The organism is Parendozoicomonas callyspongiae (assembly GCF_023502345.1).
Lineage (GTDB): Bacteria > Pseudomonadota > Gammaproteobacteria > Pseudomonadales > Endozoicomonadaceae > Sansalvadorimonas > Sansalvadorimonas callyspongiae.
Map to the genome: position 1 here is coordinate 20,840 of NZ_JAMFLX010000026.1, position 19,680 is coordinate 40,519.

The 19,680-nt window shown below is 47.9% G+C and carries 19 protein-coding genes, 2 tRNA genes, 1 other RNA gene and 1 pseudogene; 7 read left to right on the forward strand and 16 right to left on the reverse strand.

Translation table 11 applies throughout. The features are described from left to right. Positions 1 to 45: 45 nt before the first annotated feature. The 5 genes from M3P05_RS16320 to M3P05_RS16340 form a co-directional block, all read right to left on the reverse strand. Positions 46 to 369: a YbaB/EbfC family nucleoid-associated protein gene (locus tag M3P05_RS16320; RefSeq protein WP_249701103.1), complete on the reverse strand. Its 324-nt coding sequence runs from the start codon at positions 367 to 369 to the stop codon at positions 46 to 48. Between the two features lie 88 nt (positions 370 to 457). Further along, positions 458 to 2,530, reverse strand: coding sequence for a DNA polymerase III subunit gamma/tau (gene dnaX / locus M3P05_RS16325; protein WP_249701104.1), 2,073 nt, complete (start codon positions 2,528 to 2,530; stop codon positions 458 to 460). 175 nt (positions 2,531 to 2,705) lie between these two features. Continuing rightward, positions 2,706 to 2,803, reverse strand: an RNA gene (ffs, locus tag M3P05_RS16330) — signal recognition particle sRNA small type. A gap of 571 nt (positions 2,804 to 3,374) precedes the next feature. Further along, positions 3,375 to 3,818 (reverse strand): hypothetical protein, encoded by a 444-nt coding sequence (locus M3P05_RS16335; protein WP_249701105.1) that lies wholly within the window; start codon positions 3,816 to 3,818, stop codon positions 3,375 to 3,377. A gap of 275 nt (positions 3,819 to 4,093) precedes the next feature. Beyond that, positions 4,094 to 4,543: a hypothetical protein gene (locus tag M3P05_RS16340; protein ID WP_249701106.1), complete on the reverse strand. Its 450-nt coding sequence runs from the start codon at positions 4,541 to 4,543 to the stop codon at positions 4,094 to 4,096. Positions 4,544 to 4,847: 304 nt separating this feature from the next. On the opposite strand from M3P05_RS16340, the gene M3P05_RS16345 reads away from it, so the two are divergent. Continuing rightward, a complete protein-coding gene (locus M3P05_RS16345) occupies positions 4,848 to 5,135 on the forward strand; it encodes a hypothetical protein (protein ID WP_249701107.1) in 288 nt (95 codons plus the stop codon). A gap of 56 nt (positions 5,136 to 5,191) precedes the next feature. On the opposite strand, the gene pncB is transcribed toward M3P05_RS16345, so the two are convergent. Continuing rightward, positions 5,192 to 6,367: a nicotinate phosphoribosyltransferase gene (pncB, locus tag M3P05_RS16350; RefSeq protein ID WP_249701108.1), complete on the reverse strand. Its 1,176-nt coding sequence runs from the start codon at positions 6,365 to 6,367 to the stop codon at positions 5,192 to 5,194. A 61-nt stretch (positions 6,368 to 6,428) separates the two neighbouring features. Continuing rightward, positions 6,429 to 7,076 carry an isochorismatase family protein gene (locus tag M3P05_RS16355; protein ID WP_249701109.1) on the reverse strand — a complete coding sequence of 216 codons (648 nt, stop codon included), beginning with the start codon at positions 7,074 to 7,076 and terminating at the stop codon, positions 6,429 to 6,431. A 166-nt stretch (positions 7,077 to 7,242) separates the two neighbouring features. Between M3P05_RS16355 and M3P05_RS16360 the strand changes: the two genes are divergently transcribed. Beyond that, positions 7,243 to 7,962, forward strand: a complete 720-nt coding sequence (locus tag M3P05_RS16360) for an NUDIX hydrolase (protein WP_249701110.1) — start codon at positions 7,243 to 7,245, stop codon at positions 7,960 to 7,962. A gap of 3 nt (positions 7,963 to 7,965) precedes the next feature. On the opposite strand, the gene M3P05_RS16365 is transcribed toward M3P05_RS16360, so the two are convergent. The 3 genes and pseudogenes from M3P05_RS16365 to M3P05_RS16375 all read right to left on the reverse strand — a co-directional run bounded on the left by M3P05_RS16365 (position 7,966) and on the right by M3P05_RS16375 (position 10,606). Then, entirely contained in the window at positions 7,966 to 8,895 is a 930-nt protein-coding gene (locus tag M3P05_RS16365) for a TIGR01777 family oxidoreductase (RefSeq protein WP_249701111.1), read from the reverse strand. A gap of 112 nt (positions 8,896 to 9,007) precedes the next feature. Continuing rightward, positions 9,008 to 9,205: pseudogene (tnpA, locus tag M3P05_RS16370) on the reverse strand (IS200/IS605 family transposase); the annotation flags it as partial. A gap of 99 nt (positions 9,206 to 9,304) precedes the next feature. Continuing rightward, positions 9,305 to 10,606, reverse strand: a complete 1,302-nt coding sequence (locus M3P05_RS16375; RefSeq protein WP_249701112.1) for an IBR domain-containing protein — start codon at positions 10,604 to 10,606, stop codon at positions 9,305 to 9,307. 568 nt (positions 10,607 to 11,174) lie between these two features. Here M3P05_RS16375 and phrB point away from each other — a divergent pair. After that, a complete protein-coding gene (gene phrB, locus M3P05_RS16380; protein WP_249701113.1) occupies positions 11,175 to 12,608 on the forward strand; it encodes a deoxyribodipyrimidine photo-lyase in 1,434 nt (477 codons plus the stop codon). Positions 12,609 to 12,964: 356 nt separating this feature from the next. On the opposite strand, the gene M3P05_RS16385 is transcribed toward phrB, so the two are convergent. Further along, entirely contained in the window at positions 12,965 to 13,288 is a 324-nt protein-coding gene (locus tag M3P05_RS16385; RefSeq protein ID WP_249701115.1) for an outer membrane protein OmpK, read from the reverse strand. Between the two features lie 196 nt (positions 13,289 to 13,484). Between M3P05_RS16385 and M3P05_RS16390 the strand changes: the two genes are divergently transcribed. Beyond that, a complete protein-coding gene (locus M3P05_RS16390) occupies positions 13,485 to 13,805 on the forward strand; it encodes a c-type cytochrome (protein ID WP_249701116.1) in 321 nt (106 codons plus the stop codon). A gap of 4 nt (positions 13,806 to 13,809) precedes the next feature. On the opposite strand, the gene M3P05_RS16395 is transcribed toward M3P05_RS16390, so the two are convergent. Then, complete coding sequence (locus M3P05_RS16395) at positions 13,810 to 14,130, reverse strand: DapH/DapD/GlmU-related protein (RefSeq protein WP_249701118.1); 321 nt, start codon at positions 14,128 to 14,130, stop codon at positions 13,810 to 13,812. Positions 14,131 to 14,277: 147 nt separating this feature from the next. On the opposite strand from M3P05_RS16395, the gene M3P05_RS16400 reads away from it, so the two are divergent. Both M3P05_RS16400 and M3P05_RS16405 read left to right on the forward strand, forming a co-directional pair. Then, positions 14,278 to 16,344 carry an alpha/beta hydrolase gene (locus M3P05_RS16400; RefSeq protein WP_249701119.1) on the forward strand — a complete coding sequence of 689 codons (2,067 nt, stop codon included), beginning with the start codon at positions 14,278 to 14,280 and terminating at the stop codon, positions 16,342 to 16,344. 87 nt (positions 16,345 to 16,431) lie between these two features. After that, a complete protein-coding gene (locus M3P05_RS16405; RefSeq protein ID WP_249701120.1) occupies positions 16,432 to 16,884 on the forward strand; it encodes a PaaI family thioesterase in 453 nt (150 codons plus the stop codon). A 268-nt stretch (positions 16,885 to 17,152) separates the two neighbouring features. Here the strand turns inward: M3P05_RS16405 and M3P05_RS16410 are convergent, their stop codons facing one another. The 3 genes from M3P05_RS16410 to M3P05_RS16420 all read right to left on the reverse strand — a co-directional run bounded on the left by M3P05_RS16410 (position 17,153) and on the right by M3P05_RS16420 (position 18,331). Next, positions 17,153 to 17,662: a hypothetical protein gene (locus tag M3P05_RS16410; RefSeq protein ID WP_249701121.1), complete on the reverse strand. Its 510-nt coding sequence runs from the start codon at positions 17,660 to 17,662 to the stop codon at positions 17,153 to 17,155. A gap of 284 nt (positions 17,663 to 17,946) precedes the next feature. Continuing rightward, positions 17,947 to 18,034: transfer RNA gene (locus tag M3P05_RS16415), tRNA-Ser, on the reverse strand. Between the two features lie 209 nt (positions 18,035 to 18,243). After that, positions 18,244 to 18,331 (reverse strand) — tRNA-Ser (locus M3P05_RS16420). A 178-nt stretch (positions 18,332 to 18,509) separates the two neighbouring features. On the opposite strand from M3P05_RS16420, the gene M3P05_RS16425 reads away from it, so the two are divergent. After that, positions 18,510 to 18,962, forward strand: a complete 453-nt coding sequence (locus tag M3P05_RS16425) for a hypothetical protein (RefSeq protein ID WP_249701122.1) — start codon at positions 18,510 to 18,512, stop codon at positions 18,960 to 18,962. Positions 18,963 to 18,972: 10 nt separating this feature from the next. Here the strand turns inward: M3P05_RS16425 and M3P05_RS16430 are convergent, their stop codons facing one another. Further along, a complete protein-coding gene (locus tag M3P05_RS16430) occupies positions 18,973 to 19,632 on the reverse strand; it encodes a MarC family protein (protein WP_249701123.1) in 660 nt (219 codons plus the stop codon). Between the last annotated feature and the right edge of the window lie 48 nt (positions 19,633 to 19,680).

Below are 19,680 nucleotides of genomic sequence, written 5' to 3' on the forward strand. Positions count from 1 at the left end.
CTGGAGAACCTTCCCTGAAATAATCTGTTGCCTGTATCCGTCAGATCAGAAAGGCATCTTCATACCGGGGATACCCATACCACCGGTAATTTCGCCCATCTTGTCCTGCTGGTTCTTTTCAACCTTGCGAACAGCATCATTAACCGCTGCAGCAATCAGGTCTTCCAGAATTTCCTTATCCTCTTCCATCAGGGAAGGATCAATTTCAACACGGCGTACGTCATGACGACCGGTCATGGTCACCTTAACCAGGCCAGCACCAGCTTCACCAGTCACTTCTGCATTAGCAAGCTCTTCCTGCATTTTCTGCATCTGTTCCTGCATCTTCTGGGCCTGCTTCATCAGGTTACCCATTCCACCTTTCAGCATGTTCACCTCTAACTGATCGCTGAATTGAAAACTTCTGGCCTTGCAGAATTAACGAAACCCTGCAAGGCGAATCATCATATTATCCGGCCTAGGAGCCTACCGGTTCAATGGTATGGTCAAGAATTGTGCCGGAAAAGGCCTCAACAATAGCCTGCACCCGCTCATCGGTATGGAAACTGCGGCGGGCAGCTTCCAGACGTTCACGCCGACGACGTTCACGCCAAGCTGAGGGGGTCTCGGTCTGGACCACACCGGTCTGGATATCCAGCGCAATCTTCTCACCGAAGTAATCCGAAAGAGCCTGCTCTATTCGCATCCGGTGGTTGTCGTTATAAAGGGTGTCGTGCTCACTATCCAGACGCAGGGCCATCTTGTTGCCAGCTGCCGAAACCATCTCACAGTTGGATACGATGGCACCGGTCACACCACCCATGCGCAGCCCCTGACTCAGATCAATCCAGTTCTGTGGCTGCAGTCCGGCAAGAGCAATCTTCTCTTTCTCGTCTTCCGGTTCAATCTCTTCAACATGCTGTGCTGAAGGCTCAGGAGGAGTAGCGGCCTGAGGTTCTACGGTCTCTGGCTGGGATGGTGCCGGGGGCTCATTGAGAAGGCTATCGACATCAATAGGTGTCCGCACTTCATTCTCATAACCACCCATATCAACATTGGCATAGTCTGCCAGCGGGGGGGCATCATAAAATCCGGGAGGCGGAGCATCATTTGCAGCCACTGCAGCTTCAACAGGCTCCGGCATCGGCTGCTGTTGTGACGGTGCTGGCGAAGGTGGGACCTCAATTGTTTCGGCAGGTTGTCTTTCTGCTTCCAAAACTTCTGTAGGTTCCTGAGCAACTTGCTCCTGTTCTTGGGCAGGAACCTCTACCGACTGAGGTTGAGGCTCAGTTTGAGATACTGGCTCCTGTTGAGCTGGAGCATCTAATGACCCTGAAGGCTCAGGCTCCTCACGATCTTCACGTACTTCTGCTTTTGATTCAGGCGCGCTGGATACTTCTCTGGGAGCTTGCTTCTCATTGCCAGAATCGCTGCCGGGCAGTGGCTGTTCGGGAACAGTTGGAATGCCATCCGGACGAAATGCCAGCATTCGCAGCAGAACCATTTCAAAACCGGAACGCGGATCTGGGGACAGAGGCAGATCACGGCGACCAATTAAGCCGGTCTGATAATAAAGCTGAACATCTTCAGCAGTCATGCGCCCCGCCAGATTGAGAATCTGTTCACGATCCCCCTGACTGTTGTCCACCACATCAGGCAGAGCCTGGGCTAGCGCCACGCGATGCAGCGCCGACAGCATATCAGCCAGAACAGCCACATAATCAGGGCTGTGCTCAGACAGTTCAGACACTGAGTCCAGAACCGCTCGCGGCCTACCATCGGCCAGAGCATCCAGCACCCTGTAAACCTGGGCCTGGTCAATCGTGCCCAGCATGGCGGTGACACCCTGATTGGTCAGGCCTTCACCGCAGTAAGCAATAGCCTGATCCGTCAGGCTGAGAGCATCACGCATACTGCCATCAGCAGCACGACCGAGCTGCCACAACGCGGGCAACTCGTAAGAAATATGTTCTCCATCCAGTACATTCTGCAGATGCCCCACCACTCTTTCAGGGGGCATATTTTTCAGGCTGAACTGCAGGCAGCGGGACAGGATAGTGATCGGCAGCTTATGCGGATCAGTGGTCGCCAACAGGAACTTGATATGGGGAGGTGGCTCTTCCAGCGTTTTCAACAGGGCGTTGAAACTGTGGGTGCTGAGCATGTGCACTTCGTCGATCAGGTAGACCTTGAAGCGCCCACGCGTCGGCGCATATTGCACGTTATCCAGCAGTTCCTTGGTATCTTCCAGGCGAGTACGGCTGGCTGCATCGACTTCGATTAGATCAACAAAGCGGCCCTCATCAATCTCCCGACAGGAATCGCATTCACCACAGGGCTCCGAGGTCACACCGGTTTCACAGTTCAGACACTTGGCCAGAATTCGGGCAATGGTGGTTTTACCCACACCGCGGGTGCCGGTAAACAGGTAGGCATGATGAAGCCGGTCATTGTCGAGGGCATTCACCAGGGCCTGCAAAACATGCACCTGCCCTACCAGTTCCTTAAAGGTCCGGGGCCGCCATTTGCGCGCAAGCACCTGATAACTCATTGGTTTTTCGCCACTTTCATTGTCGCCAGTTTGGTTACTGCAGGTAAGCTGTTCGAAGGAAAATAAGACGCTATATGCTAACCGAGATAAGGAATGGATGCACGATAGTATTCAGAGCTGAAGTTTCAGGATGAAAAAAGAAAGACATTCAGAAGGGAGAGATAATGGAGGCGGCCCCTGCCAGCTAACACCCCGGCACATGTGCGCACTGCTACCGTTGCTCCCTTCCGGGCCTGGCGGAATTCACAGCTGCTCATTGCGGGGGAACCGACAAGGTCCGCCATAATGACGCTCAGGACACGCTTAACACTTGCCCTCGAACGGTGTCGCATTCTCCATAAACCGGAGTGACTTTGCAAGGGGGGAAAGCCATTTCATTGAAATGAAAACAAAATCTTTTCAAAAGAAACATTTGGAAAAGTCAGATCCACGATTTTGGATCAGCCCGTTCTTCAGCGTATCCTACCCATCTAAAGCCGAATTTAAGGCATTAATACTATGCGCCGTTATCAGGCCATTCAGAGGCGTGGAGAACAGTAATGGCTGGCCAAGATGTTTTACTTTACGGGATCAGGGAGCTTTTGATGCGTAAGCCCTGCATCAGGATAAAGTCACTGAAAGATACAAACGCAAGGCAGTTTTTAATCCATTCAACACCACACCACCCGTAAGCACGACTTTCGACACCATTGTCTTGATTAGAACAGGTCAAAGAGGCACACCAAGCCTGAAGGCTTGCACCCTATCGGGACTACGAATTCGTAGTCGTAGTTATTGTCGTTTACAAATCAACGAAACGGGCCCGCGTTGAGCGGGACTAACCGTACAGGCCTGAAGATATGTCTTATTCTTCGCACACCCTTGTTCTTAGCGGCTCGATGGTGTCACTTGCCTCCATAATGATAACAGGCAGGTGATTTTGTAGTATTGTAATGCTCTCCCATTTCTGAAAATCCGGGGAGGCACAGTAACGAATCTCTGTGAAATCATCAGCAGTCCGTGGGTCTTTGTGACTGCTTCTTTCACTCAAACAATGGGTTGTGATTGGAGCAGGTTTTTGGTGATACGCGAACATTGCGTGCGCGAACAGTGTATTGAAAGCACCGATATCGCCTATTTGTTCCTGCTTCAGAAAGGCTTGAAAATGAAAGGGTAACATCATCATAAATAAATCACGATCGAGCTCCATATCCATAGATAACTTGCCCATATGGGCAAGAAACAATGGTTCCAGATTTTCAACCCCCGCATCAAAATCCTGGGGAAGCAGTCCCTCTTTGGGAAGCATGCAATGATATTGCATGCTTGTTGATGGTATACCCCAGTTTTTCCCGTTTCTATGGGTAGTGCTAACGTACGAGAATCGCTCATTATATTTAAAAGGCTCAGAGACAAGACTCTGTGAGCAGGGGTGGCCCGGTTCACGGCTATTTCCATTAAAAAACGCGTTCAGACGCATTTCATGATGTTGAGACATGAAAATTGAATAGTACTGCTCGTCAGAATATACAGGAGTATAAAAATACCAGTGACCCCTATCGTTATCCCGATAACTAAATTTTGTCATCCTGATTCTTTTATGGTACCCCATGCCTGAAGAAAAAAACCTTCAGTAAAACGGTTAGGTTTTATTGCTGTGCTATAGCGATATCCGATACCAGGGCTAAATGCATCAAAACAATAATTGAACTGGTTGACCGCTGCCTTCTTTATTCCCGATGACTTATTTCGAAGCTCATGGCATATGGCCATGGTATTATCATTGTTACAACGGATTTGGATGTCGAGCTTTGAGTGGTAATGGCTTGCAGCAATATAGTTTTCATCCACTTCCACATCATGACGATGAATAAATCCAGCAGATATTTTTTCCCCTGATACCATGCCAAAAATTTGATAACGTTTGGAAAATTTAATATCGGAACATGCCGCAGGACGGATGAACAACAGCTGCGAGAGAAATATAAGTGTCAGGGTAACTGCTCTGGTGAGATAAATTTGTCTGGCTGGCATATACACCTCCAATTATGCATATTGAACTGAGATCCTTCATGGAGTTAGAAACAGAAATAGGTAGGAGGTTCATTCATGCTGCTGATATACAGGTGAAGGAATCATAACCAAGTGGTTAGGCAGTTAATCGCACTTAAACCCCGACCATCTTGAAATCCGATGTTTTTAGAGTCTGCTTTCCCTACGGTATATACGAACTGCTGAACAAAGCACAATCAGTACGATAACCTACCCAGTTCCTGCCAGATAGCCATCATGCTGAAAGTTCATTCCATGTGGAATCAAACACCGGAGCATCTACGTTTTGAAACGCCTGGGTTATGGCCGGTTCCGCAAGGGAGAGCCGTTATGGGTAGGCTCAGACTCTCCCGGCCTGTCAACCAAAGTGACTTTCTACGGCATTTATTACTGCAATCTGGGACAAGTCAGGATATGGCCTTATCCCTGCGGTAGAAAAGAACATACCGTTAATATCCTTGAACGCATAAAGATGGAACATCCCGCAAGAGAGATTGATATCGTATGGAATGGAGCGCTGAGGCATACAGCCAATGTTGTGAAAGAGGCGGAAAACGCGAAGAAGAAATTCTGAGAGTAAGTGTACAACCGGAGCTTGCTTAAAACTCCGGTTTTCAAGGTGGTTGGGGTTTAGCTGACAGCGTAAACCTGCTTCAAACGGTTCACATAATTAGTGTCCAGGCACATGGTTTTACCTGGAGCGTCAGATATCTTGGCAACAGGCTGGCCATTGCAGGACACCAGCTTGAGAACAATATTCAGCGGTTTGCCACCAACATCATTAGTCAGCCAGGTACCAATACCAAAGCTGGTCGGAATCCGGCTGGCAAAGTGCTCACTGATTTCCAGGGATTTATCAAAATTCAGACCATCACTGAAAACCAGCTGGCGGGTACGTGGATCAATATCCAGCAGCTCATAATGAGCGACGGCACGTTCACCCCAGGTAATAGGATCACCGGAGTCATGACGCAGCCCCTGGTAACGCAGGGCCAGCTCACGATTAAAGTCATTCAGGAAAGCCGACATGGTAATGGTATCGGTCAGGGCAACACCGAGTTTGCCCTGATACTCTTCATACCAGACTTCAAGTGCACGACGCTGACTAAGAGCCAGATCATCCACCAGCGCCTGATGTGCCTGCAGCCATTCATGGCCCATGGTACCAACCGGTTTCAGATCAAGTTCACAGGCCAGCATGATATTACTGGTTCCAACCAGACTGCCCGGCAGCTCCTGCTTCAGAGTTGTCAGCAGTTCACGATGCCAGTCCGCAGAAAAACGACGACGGGTGCCGAAGTCGACAAAGTGGAAACTGCCACCCGTATCCCGCAGATGCCCATTCAGTGCTTCAATCTTGTTGCACAGTTGCAGGCGTCCTGTTTCCAGCGCCGCACCGGTCTGCATATGGCGCCCATAGAGCTCGCTGACAATGGCCAGCACATAGATCTCAAACAGGGTCACTTCAAGCCAGGAGCCCCGAACATTAATCTGCAGAGCTTCCTGGGAAATCTGGACATCAACCTTGTTTGGATCAAGCTTCTGGGATTCCAGCCAGTCAAGATAATCCGGCTTAAAGACGCCTACTTCACCCAGCCAGCCTTTCTCATCCGCCGCCAGTCTTAAACCGGCAAGGCTGTTAATCTCATCCCGGACTTCATCAGCCAAGGGGCTAAGGTCAACCGGGGAACGGCAGTGGAAACGGGCATCAACAACAGCTGTTGGATAGTTATGAAACACCGCCTGCTGCATAGTCAGCTTATATAAATCTGTATCCAGCAGCGATGTGATAATTGGTTTAGACATACAACGATGATGTACTAATTAGGGTAAATCTTTATAACTGGCTAAGTGGCCTCCCGAACACTTAACCAACCTGCAGGTCATTGGCTGACTCAACCAGCTCAACACCAGCCGCCGCCATAGCTCTCAGGGCTTCAGCGGAAGATTCGGGTGCAAGACCTCGTGTCGCACCCTGATTCACAATGACGCGAAAACCAGCCTCAGCAAGCTGCAGAGCTGTTACCTTCACGCAGTAATCCAGTGCCAGTCCGCCTACAACGACAACATCAATGCCCCGGTCCCGCAGGAACTCAATGGCTCCTGTACTCCGGCGGCAGGCGAGATCATGAAAACAGGCACCATAAGGGTGGATATCAGGCTCCACCCCTTTCCAGACGAAATAATCGTATTCACTGACCTCTGGCAGACCTTCCAGCAACTCAAAGCCGAAGGTTCCGGGGACACCATGCCGTGGCCAGTGCAAATCAACATTCTTATGCCCTTCAACAGGAGTCAGGGCTGGACGGTCATCATCGGCTTCCCAGATGGCATTGGCCGGATGAGCATCCTTGGAACCCAGACGCAGGCTGACAATATCAGCCTGTCTGTTCAGTTCACTGACTATATGAACGCCATCAGGTACTGGCAGCTCCGCCGGACACAGCTCGGTAAAGCAGTTCTGGGCGTCAACATCAAAAGCCGCAACCCTATCCCGGGGTCCAAGTTTCAGCATGGCTTCAGCCTACATAGTGAACTAGATTCCTTAACATAGTGAATCTAGTTCCAAAAGGAGTCAAGAGCTGTCAGGATATAATGACTTCCCGGCTTCCTGTTTCCGCCTCATACGTTGAAAAAGGTTGACCATAGTGAACAGACTGGAGAGTTTTACTGATCAATTTATGAGTCAATCTGATTTTCCACCCGCCCAGTTGCTATCAATGGCCTTGATATCCGTTGATGTTGTCGCTTTGAGGTTGCACCAGGGGCAGCTGCAGGTTCTCACTGCTCCCGCCACTCACCCGAAGGCAACGTTTCCCCGGGCTTTACCTGCCGGACGAATAGATCCACAAATAGATAGCGAGCTGGAACAAACGGCTCTCAGACAAATTACTCAACTGACCAGTGCCGAACCCTCCTGGCTGGAGCAAGTTGAAACCATTGGCAATAACCATCGGGACAGCCGTGGCTGGTCCCTGACCGTGGTGTACTTTGCCCTTCTGAGAGGTGAACCGGAAAAAGATCTGGGTGAAGCCGAATGGCTGGATATTGGTATTCAAACAACGGCCTGCCACGATCCCCAGCTGCCAGACCTGGCTTATGACCACCAAAGCTTGCTGCTGACAGCCATAGAAAGGCTTTGCAGCAAGGTGCAGTACAGTACTCTCCCTCTGTATCTGCTTCCTGAAGTCTTTACGCTGTCTGAAATCCGCGATGTTTTTAACTGTATACTGGGTAAGTCTCCCCCAATGCGCTCCATACGCAATCGCTTTGTGGGCGGAAATATTCTGGAAGATACCGGTGAAAAGCGTTACGGCAGTAATCGGCCTGCCAGCATATATCGCATGAAGGAGTGTGACTGTGCCCAGCTGTTTAACCGGTTATATCAGACAACACAGTAAAAACTAGCGCGGAAGAAGGCTTTCCAGAGCCTTTTCCAACTCTGGATAAAGAAAGGTAAAACCGGAATACTCCAACTTAAAGGAAATTGGGCGCTGCCCTTCCAGCAGCAAAGCTGAAGCATCCCCCAGCATCAGCTTCATCATAAACCCCGGGACAGTAAAAAAGGCCGGACGTTTAACAGCATTCCCAAGAGCCTTGGAAAAAGTGCGGTTATCAACCGCCTTGGGTGCAACCAGGTTAAATGGCCCCTGGGCATCAGGCGTATCCAGCAGAAAGAGAATACCTCTGACCATATCCTCAATATGAATCCATGGCATGACCTGCTGACCACTTCCAATGGGACCACCTACTCCCATTTTGAAAGCAGGCAACATCTTGGCAAGAGCACCATACTTGGGATGTAATACCACACCGGTTCTGAGCAAACACAAACGGCAGTCATCACTGATAGTCTGAGCAGCCTGCTCCCATTCCGAGCAGAGTTCTGCCGCAAAATCATCACCGGCAGGATACATTTCGGTGATTTCATCATCAGGTTTCTGTGGGCCGTAGTAGCCAACAGCAGAGCCAGAAATAAATACTTTCGGGGTTTTATCCTGAGCATTCAGCCATTCAACCAGTTCACTGGTCAGATTGATCCGACTCTCACGAAGTATCTGCTTGCGGGAGCTACTCCAGCGTTTCTCGACGATACCTTCACCTGCCAGGTTGATACAGGCATCGGGCCCTTCTGGAAACGGCCACTGGTCAAAGCTTTGAATGGATTGCACCTGGTCACCCAGGGTACGGGCAACACGGTCAGATGACTGACGGCTGAAGACAACCACAGTCCAGTTATCCTTCAACAACTCCGGAACCAGAAATTGACCGATAAAACCAGTACCGCCTGTTATCAGCAGCGTTTTCTGGCTTATTACATCATTCTCTTCCATAAGGCTTTACACCACCTGGCTGGATCAGCACTTAGCTTCGCGATTTACCTGTACTAAGTTTGGATATCTCACTTGAGAGTGCAACTAAGAAGTTGTCTGAAAAGCCATTTCCAATCAAAAAATGCACATGATCCTTGTCCGTCCCAATCTCCAGAAACTTGATCTGATATCTGGCCTCTATCTGTAGACACACTGCTTTCAGCTCTTTATCTACAGCATTGTCAAATACCGCTCGGCGATACTTTGCAGGAAACACTAAGTGATAAAGCAAAACTGTAACGTTATAACTCTTGTGGGTGTATTCGCTCACCCTACCATTTTACGCTGCAAGTTGCGGGGAATATGACCCGAAGAGATTGAAAATCCGCCAGAACCGATTAGCCACCCGCTGCCTCGGTTGTTCTCATCCTTACCAATGCCTGCGATGGCCCCGCTTACTCTTTTTGCTCTTATGTTTTTTACCTTTTTGAGGCTTTGGTTTCACTGGTGACTCTGTGTGTAGAACTTCCTCAAATCCAAAAGCAGGGAGCGCAACCTGCCGTATAGGCCGAGAATTGGAGCGAGCATTATGCTCAATGCAGCGGCCATGTGTATACATACGACCATCATACTCTTTTCTCCACAGTTCCATGCATACCCAACAAAACTCGTGTTTGCATTTTCCACAGGTAATATGATGGCAGCCATCAAGCTTTTCTATCGGGGTTTTACATCTCGGGCATAACTTCCAGTCACCACTCTCAACCATTCTTTTTATCTGGCAGTAATTCTCATATTGCTGAGCCTGGTCGCCCAAAATCAGCTGTGCGTGATCTTTTTTACGCCCACGATAAAACAACATTTTTTGTTCACAATTCCGTCGCGGACAGGCAAATTCGGCTTTCTCTCCAACGTTGACATCAGGTTTAAACCCTATATAGCTGCAATTTTGGGCCGGACAAAAGAACATTGACGGATCCTTTGAACAGGCTTCCTCCAACTCATAGAAACTGATTTTTTCCAGAATTCGCTTATCGCCACAAACAAGCAAAATATCATCATCAGACCAAGTGACACTGCACGCAAAACCTGGACACTCAGGCCGCTTGTGATTCAGTACGCTGTTTTCAAGCTGATCGAACAGGCAAGACCGGCAGGCGTGATGCTCACCACAGGATAAGCCATCATTAAGCTCACCATCATCCTGATTCATCGGACTCATGCAGATAAGACAGTCTCGCCCACTCAAATCATACTGAATACCAAGATATCCAACCGTTTTAAAACCGATTAATTGGCTGCGCCTGTTAACAAGGATGCCTCTCTCTGTTTGCAAAGCTTTAAACTTCAGATTGCATTGCAGGCATTCAGCTTCTGTCTCTCCTTTGAAAATCAAAGTGATTTCATCAAAGAAATTTGCTGCAATACGAGCACCACAGGTGCAAAATAAGGCCTCAATTGTTTTGGGCTGTATTTTACAGTCAATTCCTTCATCTGACGCATAACCTTTAGAGCCGATCTCTTCAACTTCATCACCATTAACACTCAGATTGCTTAAGCGGGATTCAAGTCCGCAAAGGCGAGAATTTTCTTCCTGTGATTTACTGGCTGAATAAGGTAATGACGGCTCGTATCCTCTTAAATCATGCGATGGCAATACTACCTGACAGAGAATAGACAAATCGACCCTCAGCCTGGGCATTGACTCCAGCCTGATTTTCTCCTGCTCCAAAGTAGCACTGGAAATAAAACATGATTCTCCACACTCCTTATAATCAGATACAGAGGGAAACACCTCATCATTTCCATAACTGATACAGTCAGTCTCAGGAGTACTCCCACCGCCACTTTCAGCCAGCCTTTGTACTGATGTTATAACAGTTTCCTGCTCGTGTTCTTTTCCCGGAAAAACCAGCACACTAGCTGATACCAGATGGAAAGGCACAGCTGATACAGCGCCATACATTGGTTTGGCAAACGTCGGCAAAAACAGGATGTTCTCTTCTCCCATCTGCTTTCCGGTCAGCCATTGCGCTGAAGTAAATGTTGAGGAGTATGTAGCCTCTTTCCTCAACGAAAACATTCCCAATGCGCTCTGAGATATAACCCACATCAGCAGATTGGCCAACAAACACTTTGAAACCGAACCGAGCCGCATAGGCTTCCTTATTTGTCGGGGAGAGCGAGAATAGATCGGAGCTTGACTTTAATAAAGAAACCAATGATGCCTAATAAAAACTGAGTTATTATCAAATCTACTGTTGGAATAAAATATCAAACTCTGTTTGGATTCACCTTCAATGGCTAACAATAAACTGCAATTGGTATGGTTACGTTCTGACCTGAGAAGCAGGGATAATCCCGCACTCTACCAGGCTTCTCTAAAAGGCCCGGTAATTTGCGTTTGGTGCAGTTTTGAAGAACAATGGCTGAAACATAATGACAGCCCCAACAAACTGCGGTTCTGGCAGGAGAACCTGAATGTTCTGAAAAAGAATCTGGAAGTTTTCAACATACCGCTTATCACTAAAAGACTGAAGCGATTTTCAGATACAGCGGACAGTCTTCTGCAATTAGCAAAAAAAATAGACTGTGAGGCCATTTGGTTTAATGATGAATACGGTGCCAATGAACACAAACGCGATCAAAACATAAAAGCTGTTTTTGATAAGGCTGGCATTGGTTGTTTCTCATTTACAGGTGACTGCCTTATGACTCCAGGCTCAGTATTAAATAAAGAGGGGAGCTTCTTTAAAGTTTTTACCCCTTTTCGCAAGGCTGTTTACCAAAATATATCACCCAGTGATTATCACCCATGCCCAGCTCCAAAAAAGCAAGAACCGCCATCTCTCAATGTGAAAAGTGACAAGTTACCAGCCTATAAACCCACTGCAGAAAATATCCTTGAAACCTGGCCTGCAGGTGAAAAAAATGCCCATAAGATATTGAAAGCATTTATTGAAGAGAGAGCTGATGGCTATAAGAAAAATCGTGACTTTCCTGCTAAAACAGGAACCAGCAGTCTCTCCGTTTACCTGACTGCCGGTGTTCTTTCCATACGACAGTGTTTCGAAGCTGCAGCAAAGGCAAATGATGGAGAGCTTGATACAGGATGTGCCGGACTGGCCTGCTGGATGAGCGAGCTGATATGGCGTGAGTTTTACCGACATATCCTGGTCGGCTTCCCAAGGGTCTCCATGAGCAGAGCTTTCCAGAAACATACCGAACAGATTCCCTGGAAAACAGACAAACAACTTCTCAAAGCCTGGCAGGAAGGAAAGACCGGTTACCCTATTGTTGATGCCGCTATGCGACAGCTTGTTGCAACCGGCTGGATGCACAACCGTTTGCGGATGATCTGCGCCATGTTCTTCACCAAAGATCTGATGTTGGACTGGAGACTGGGTGAGAAGTTCTTTATGGAGCATCTCATTGATGGTGACCTGGCTTCCAACAACGGTGGCTGGCAGTGGTCTGCAAGCACCGGAACAGATGCCGCGCCTTATTTTCGAATATTTAACCCTGCCAGCCAGTCAGCCAAGTTCGATCCTGACGGAGTGTTTCTCAGGGAATGGTTACCAGAACTTAAAAACCTGGATGGAAAATCAATACACACTCCCTCGAGCGGCAAGCACGATCTACTCGGGAGCAATCCTGATTACCCGGAGCCGATTATCGATCACAATCTGGCCCGGACTGAAACTCTTGGAACATTTAAGTCTTTGAAAAAGTAAACATTCGGTGAACCCATTTGCTGAGCTCGCAATCCCTTGGTACCAGAGGAGTTCTTTTTTTGGTACGAAGTAACTATGTTGCTACAGCCCTTGAAAACTGGGGATATGACATGGGTTCACCGAATACTTACTTGAAAAAATAATTATGGTTTTGCAGCCATAAATAAACGCCACATTAAATGGCGCTCTTTCTCGTGAAAGTTTTTCATCCCGCGAGGGGACGAAAAACTTTCTTCAGCTCATGGCTGTTTATGCTAAGCCTGTGCTTACAGGTGCATACCAATACGGTAGATCATAGCACCGCCGTAGCCTTTCCAGCCCTGCTTGTTCTTGAAGTAGCTGTACTGAACACCGGTCTAGAAGGTATCGTTGATGTCATACCAAACACCAATGCCACCGTTCAGGCCAGTTTTGCTATGAGACAGCTTGGTGTACTCTTTGTTGCGGTTAAGCTCAATTTCATTCCAGTTGGTTACCATCAGAGGTACACCGGCAACTTCGAATGTTGCGCCAGCACTCCAACCAACCATGTAGCCATTGCTGCCCCGAATGTCATCAGATTTGTTTGACCAAGACAGGTCATGGATACCAGCCCAAGGCTTGAACCACCAGCCATTGCCAGTCAGACCAAGGTAGACCAACAACACGATTCTGTTCGGCGCTGTCGAAGCGCTGGTCATTGATATCATAAACCTGACCGCAAAGTTAATTAAATGTAAATAAACTGTAATTATGAATTCATGTAGTTATCACTATAAATGCCCCCTTTGTCAAACTTCGTTGTTTTTTAGTCAATACACGCACTATCACCGTATACTGACCCAGCAATGCTGAACCATGTTTCACCGTGGACGACGAAAAGAGAAATAAATAACGATGAACCGTATAAATCTTGCCAGATGGGTAGTTGCTACCATTTTGTTTCTCACTGGTAATCTGGCTGCAGAATCTGACCAGGCAGAACTTATCACTCTGATTCAGCTTAAAGGGTGTGCCAACTGCCACGGCACAAAAGGTCAGGGCAATAAGTATATGAAGGGTCCGAAACTGGCTGGTCAGGCACCCGAGGAACTGATCAATAAGTTAAAAGCCTACCGTAGCGGGGAGAATGACAATCCCACTATGGCGATTATGAGTGCGCGATTGACGGATAAAGAAATCAGTCAACTGGCTGAGTATTTCAGCCAGTTTAAGTAGGTTGTTAATTTATTTTTCGGGCAGAGTTTCCAAGAACTCTAGCTCCTGCGGGAACATCCTTAGTTACTACAGACCCCGCACCGACAATGGTTTCTATTCCAACGGTTACCCCTGGCAGGATAATGGCGCCACCGCCGATCCAGACATCATCTTCAATGGTCACGGCCAGAGCTTTTTCCATCCCTTCTGCCCGTAAAACCGGATCAAGATCATGGGCAGCAATATAAATCTGGGTATTGGGCCCAATCATCACACGCTTGCCAATAGTGACAGGAGCATTATCCAGTACAGAGCAGTTAAAGTTCAGAAAACCTTCTTCACCCATTTTCAATGTAATACCATAGGTACAATAAAATCGTTACAGAAACCCAGTGAACCACTGCTATTGTTGTTCTCTTCGCAGATCAGGCATCCACTGGTTTAAATGATTACAGAAACAATTAGACGAATCCTGTTTCCAGTTTTAGCTTTGATGGTATTTTACTCCGCTTCCCCATTGAAGGCTGAGCAACATCCTCTTGATACAGTTCCAGACCATTTTATTGAAACCGGCTACTTCTCAACTCAACCAGAGAGTTCCTACAATCCGGCCATTCGCATGGCACAAGATGAACTTCTGATCCCTCTCGGTTCTGTTGCTGCCACCAGCTTTGCCATTGGTTTTGTGCACCGGTTTCTTGCCGACCGGTTGAAATCCAACTGGATCAGTACTTTAGGCTGGCCCTTGCTGAATATGACTTACTACTTTTTTATGCGCCCGGAGTTTGACCGCTATACAGCCCTGCGCCTGCTACCCAGCATTGGGGATGCTACCATGGTAGCTGCCTATGGCGAAGATTGGGCCGGTGCTGCCACCCCATGGTTAAGGACTGCAAATACCATTTATGTTGGTTTGGAAGCCATATGGCCTGAACTGAAAGCAGAGATCTCGGCTTATCGTCAGTGCAAAGTCCAGCCGGTTGTTATTGAAGGGAGCCAAAGCGCAGCAGACCTCAGTATTCTGACATGCCCGGTCAAAACCTCTGCATCAAACAATAAGCCAGCACTTTTTATTGATTTCCTTGACACAGATGAGGTTTCAACAGATTCCCCCCTGATGAAAGGCCTGTACCAACTGAGGGAGATATGCAGCAGCATATCAATCTCAAAGCTGATGCTTGTTTATGAACACTCCCCCGATGGTGGAGTGCAGTTAAGAGTTTTCCCACAAATTGGATCTGGCTGGCAAAAACCGAAGGTGCTTGAAATTAATAATCTGCAAGGTGGTGGCTGGTGGTCAGATCTAAACTTTGCAGCCATGCAGATACAGAATAGCCAGCCGGTACTTCCTCCCCTGTCGCCTTCAATGATCGAAGGTATTGGAAATACCGTGAGTTATCCTCACGAGAGCCACAGCGTTGACGTTGATTCAGCGCGACTGGAACCTGTTGCCGGTTTGTTTACCCTGCCACAGGAAAATGATGCCTTCTGGTTCAGGCTAAAACCAGGCAGCCTGCTCCCTGGAGGTTACCAGCCTCTTCCTGAAGTTGTTCTGTCTCTCAATAGCAAATGGCTGGGTTCCTCTTCCCAGGCCAAGAAATTCCGGAAGCACTCCTTAATTCCGGAAACCATGCGGCTCCCCTGGAGAATAACGCAGTTGGGACTGATGTCATTTATACGCAGCCAATCCATCAAAGCGGCTGAAAAACTGGCCCGTTCTATTGAAGAATCCATTGTTTTGCCAGGTACACTTCTGGGCAAGGGCATTATTCCTGACCAGATTTTGCCGCATTCCGAACAAACCTATGACCTGCAGATAGACGGACTTGGAACACCAGAAAGAGTGACCATCGAGACCAACGATGGCAAGCGTCTGCAGGGACTTCTGATTCGTTCTAACAGTGCGCACGACACCGGCGAGCGAACTCTTCATATTCATTACCATGGCAACGGGGAAACCAGCCATCTGGCGGGCCGGGCTCTCTTTGATGCACTCAAACCTGACAACCAGTCTCTTGCCGAATTCTGCAATGATCAGGGCGTTGATATTTTGATCCCTGAATACCGGGGCTACCGGAATGATCTCGAACCTGTGAATGGCCAGACTCTGCTCGATGATGCCAACCTGTTCTACCGACTGCTGAGCAATCAGTACCGCAGGGTTACCGTTTCAGGCTGGTCGCTGGGGTCAGGTATGGCTGCCTGGGTCTCCGGTCAGAATAATCCTGACTCAACAATTCTTCTTTCACCCTATACCAGCCTTGCCCGTGTAGGAAGGGATATGTTTATGGGTATCAAGATCCCCAAGTGGCTGGTGAAGTTCAATATGGAAACCGATCAAAACATCCAGCATATATCCCCCAATACCAGAATCTACCTGCGGCACGGTTCACAAGATAAAGTGATCAACCCCCAGAATACCCAGGATCTTTATAACATTCTGAATGGTTCATCCCGTGACAATGTTGATATGAGGATTCTTCGCGGCAGAGATCATATTAATATTCTGGGCGACAGCGGCATCAGTGACATTTTTGCCAGAGTACTGAAAAGAGAATAGCTATCTCTTTCACTGTAATCCGGTTAATCTTCGTCCTCAGCAATAGACGAACTTTGCCTTATAATTATTGATGGCGGGATAACAACAATGAATACCGACAGACATTACGACTCACTTATCAGCATGTACGCTGCTGCACCTCTGAACAAGTTCTATAACCCGACCATGAGACTGGAAGACGGTTATGCAGAAATTGAAATCGAGCTGGACAGCAAACTACATCACTCTGCTGGCGGAGTTCATGGTTCTGTCTATTTTAAGATGCTTGATGATGCGGCTTTTTTTGCAGCAAATACCCTTGAGCCGGAGTTTTTTGTTCTGACGACATCCTTCACAACTTATATTACCCGCCCGGTTTCCAGCGGAATAATGAAAGCCATAGGCAAAGTTGTGAATAAAAAAAACACCCAGTTTATTGCTGAGGCCATTGTCTACGATTCAGAAAACAGGGAAATTGGCCGGGGTAACGGCATTTTTGTAAGAAGCAAAATGCGCTTAAAAGACGCACAGGGCTTTAACCAGGAGCAGGGCTCCAGTTAACAATAACCCTGTGAAGATGTGCCACCCTTAATGCACTTGGAACATGAACCGAGACACAAATTCCAGATTTGCTTCTTGGATTCATTATCCAGACAGTGGATGTCTGATGCGCAAAGGGCTCCCCTTTCAAATAAGGTCCTGAGTTTCTCCACATCAATCTCCAGCTTGACCACATCCCTGCTCTCTAAAAATACAACATTATTCATAACCTGGTTCACCATTTTAAAAATGTTCTTACTCCTCACCTTATAAGGAACAACTCACGGGATTAGTGCAGAACTCTTGCCTGAGGAAAAGGCACGACCTGACCAGAAGCAACACTTCCTGATAACCGGCTCACTGAGCAGGATTGCCTGCTACTCCCCATTGAAACAGCCAGCCACTCTCTGGCTATATCGAGATGCTTCCTGCAACAATCACAAACCGAATGGCGATTGGAGAACTCAAGCAAGGGAAGAACAGTGCTTCGAACAGCACGCATAAGAGGGAAATGAAACTCCTGTGACAACCCTCCCTCTTGCAGCAAGGTAACAACTCGCCTGTAAGGCAAAACAAAGAACGGGCTGGCTTTTTGGGGCTCTTCAAGCTTTTCAAACAGAGTGCCAAGATTATGCATACAGGCAATCCAGGCCATCATGAACTGTGCGTTGTCAAGATCACGAAACCACTCTTCTTCAAGGATTGAAGCGGCTTCACGGTAGTAGTGTTCCGCCTGCTTCCAGCAACTGTGTTGGAAGTAGAAATTCCCCTGCCTGATTCTTGTTTGCCACCTTTCCACAGACACCCCTCATACATGCAAATGAGATTTATTCTCATTTAAGCATGAGTAAGATCTCATGTACAGACGTTAATTAACGTATTGATACACTCAAAGGGAAAAAATTTTGTTATCAAAAGCTGCTTAAAAACATGGATAAGCAACGTGCCGAGTAGCAGAAGAGGAATTCAGAAGGATGTCTCTCAAACTTGGAAAGACCAGGTGTTTTTTTGAAAGGCAAATACAAAAAATCCCGCCACAGAAAACTGCAACGGGATTTAGTGTTTTATTGGCTCAAAGCTGTTTGGCGGTGAGGGAGGGATTCGAACCCTCGATACGTTTCCGTATACACACTTTCCAGGCGTGCTCCTTCGGCCACTCGGACACCTCACCGAATTGTCACTTGTAGACTGGTCCACAAGCAGGTGCGTAATCTATTACAGTCACCTAAACGGTTCAACAGGTAGTGTTACCACGTTAAACCCAAGAATAACCGTGCAACCTTCGTCACCTAATTATTCCCAATTTCACTCAGCTCCATTAAGGAGGGAGAATGAAAAAGCCCGATCCTAATGAGTCGAGCTTCATTGCTTAATGCAATCTGGCGGTGAGGGAGGGATTCGAACCCTCGATACGTTTCCGTATACACACTTTCCAGGCGTGCTCCTTCGGCCACTCGGACACCTCACCAGATTGTCGCTCCATATTTCAGGGCATGCCCTGCGAAGCGGGGCGTAATGTATAACAGCAGTTAAACAGGTGCAACTGGTAATATTTCTGATTTCGGTATATCCCGTGCTTGCCCGGTTTCAGACCAACTGCTTAAATACAGCCCTCGTACTCACAGATGTGAACCAGTCCTGACATTATGCTGACCCGAACAGGCACTTTTGTTTTTTCCCGTCCACGCCGGGCCAGTCAAAGGCAAGCCACCGGGCTGAAACACCTGCACCATTTCAGCCGCCATATTCAGCATCAGATTTATCAATGCCCGATTTATTGCTGGCTGGCAGAGGGCTTTCTTCGTAAAGAAGATATTCAGACGGCTCCAAAAACCTGTTACTTCATATATATGGAGTACAGAGACAACGAAGGTGCCAGCCAGTACCATTCCGAGAAATTCCTTTCCCTGAACGAAGCCTTAACCTGGCTGGATAGTGAGGCCAGCAGCTGCGTGATGGATAATATTCATCCTGAAGCAACAACGATACGACCAATTTGTGAAGCTTCTCTGAAAGCTCTGGAAGAAAAGGATACCAAGTCTCATATCCTCTCCAATCAACCTGCCGAGCAGCTTTCTGATCTGGCTGCTGTATCCTGAATGGTCTTAATCAGAGACTGGGAGTAATCCCCAAAATTTTCTGCAGTATTGGCCCAAGACCGGCAAAGAAGTATTCAACGGCTATCACCATCACAATCAGGCCCATAACCCGCATCAACACCTTGTTACCGCTCTCTCCCAGACGATTCATAATCGGGCTGGCGAATAACAAAGCCACCCAGGTCACAACACAGACAATGGCAATAGAAAAAAACAGGGTCACCTGATGGGTCAGATCCTGCTCCTGCATCAGGATGATTACCGTTGCAATGGCTCCCGGTCCACAGATCAGCGGAATAGCCAGCGGGGTTAGCGCAACATCCTGTGAATAAGCATCCATTGCATCCAGCTCTTCAGCCTTATCAAAACGGGTACGGCTTAACCGCGCCTGAACCATTTCATAACCCATGATAAAAAACAGCACACCGCCAACAATTTTTAACCCGTGAACAGATATTCCAAAAACCTTGAAAATCACCGACCCTGTCAGGGCAAAAAACACCAGGATAACAAAAGCCGTTGCTGTCGCTTTGCGGGCAACATCTCTGCGCTGCTCTGACGGTAATTCTGCGGTCAACGACAGGAAAACCGGTGCGATACTGATCGGATTGATCATGGTAAACAGCGAGGTCAGGCACAGAAGCCCGAACTCGACCAGGGACGATGGCATACAACAACCTCCGCAGAAGTGGTCAGCAAAAGCTGACTGCGGTATAAG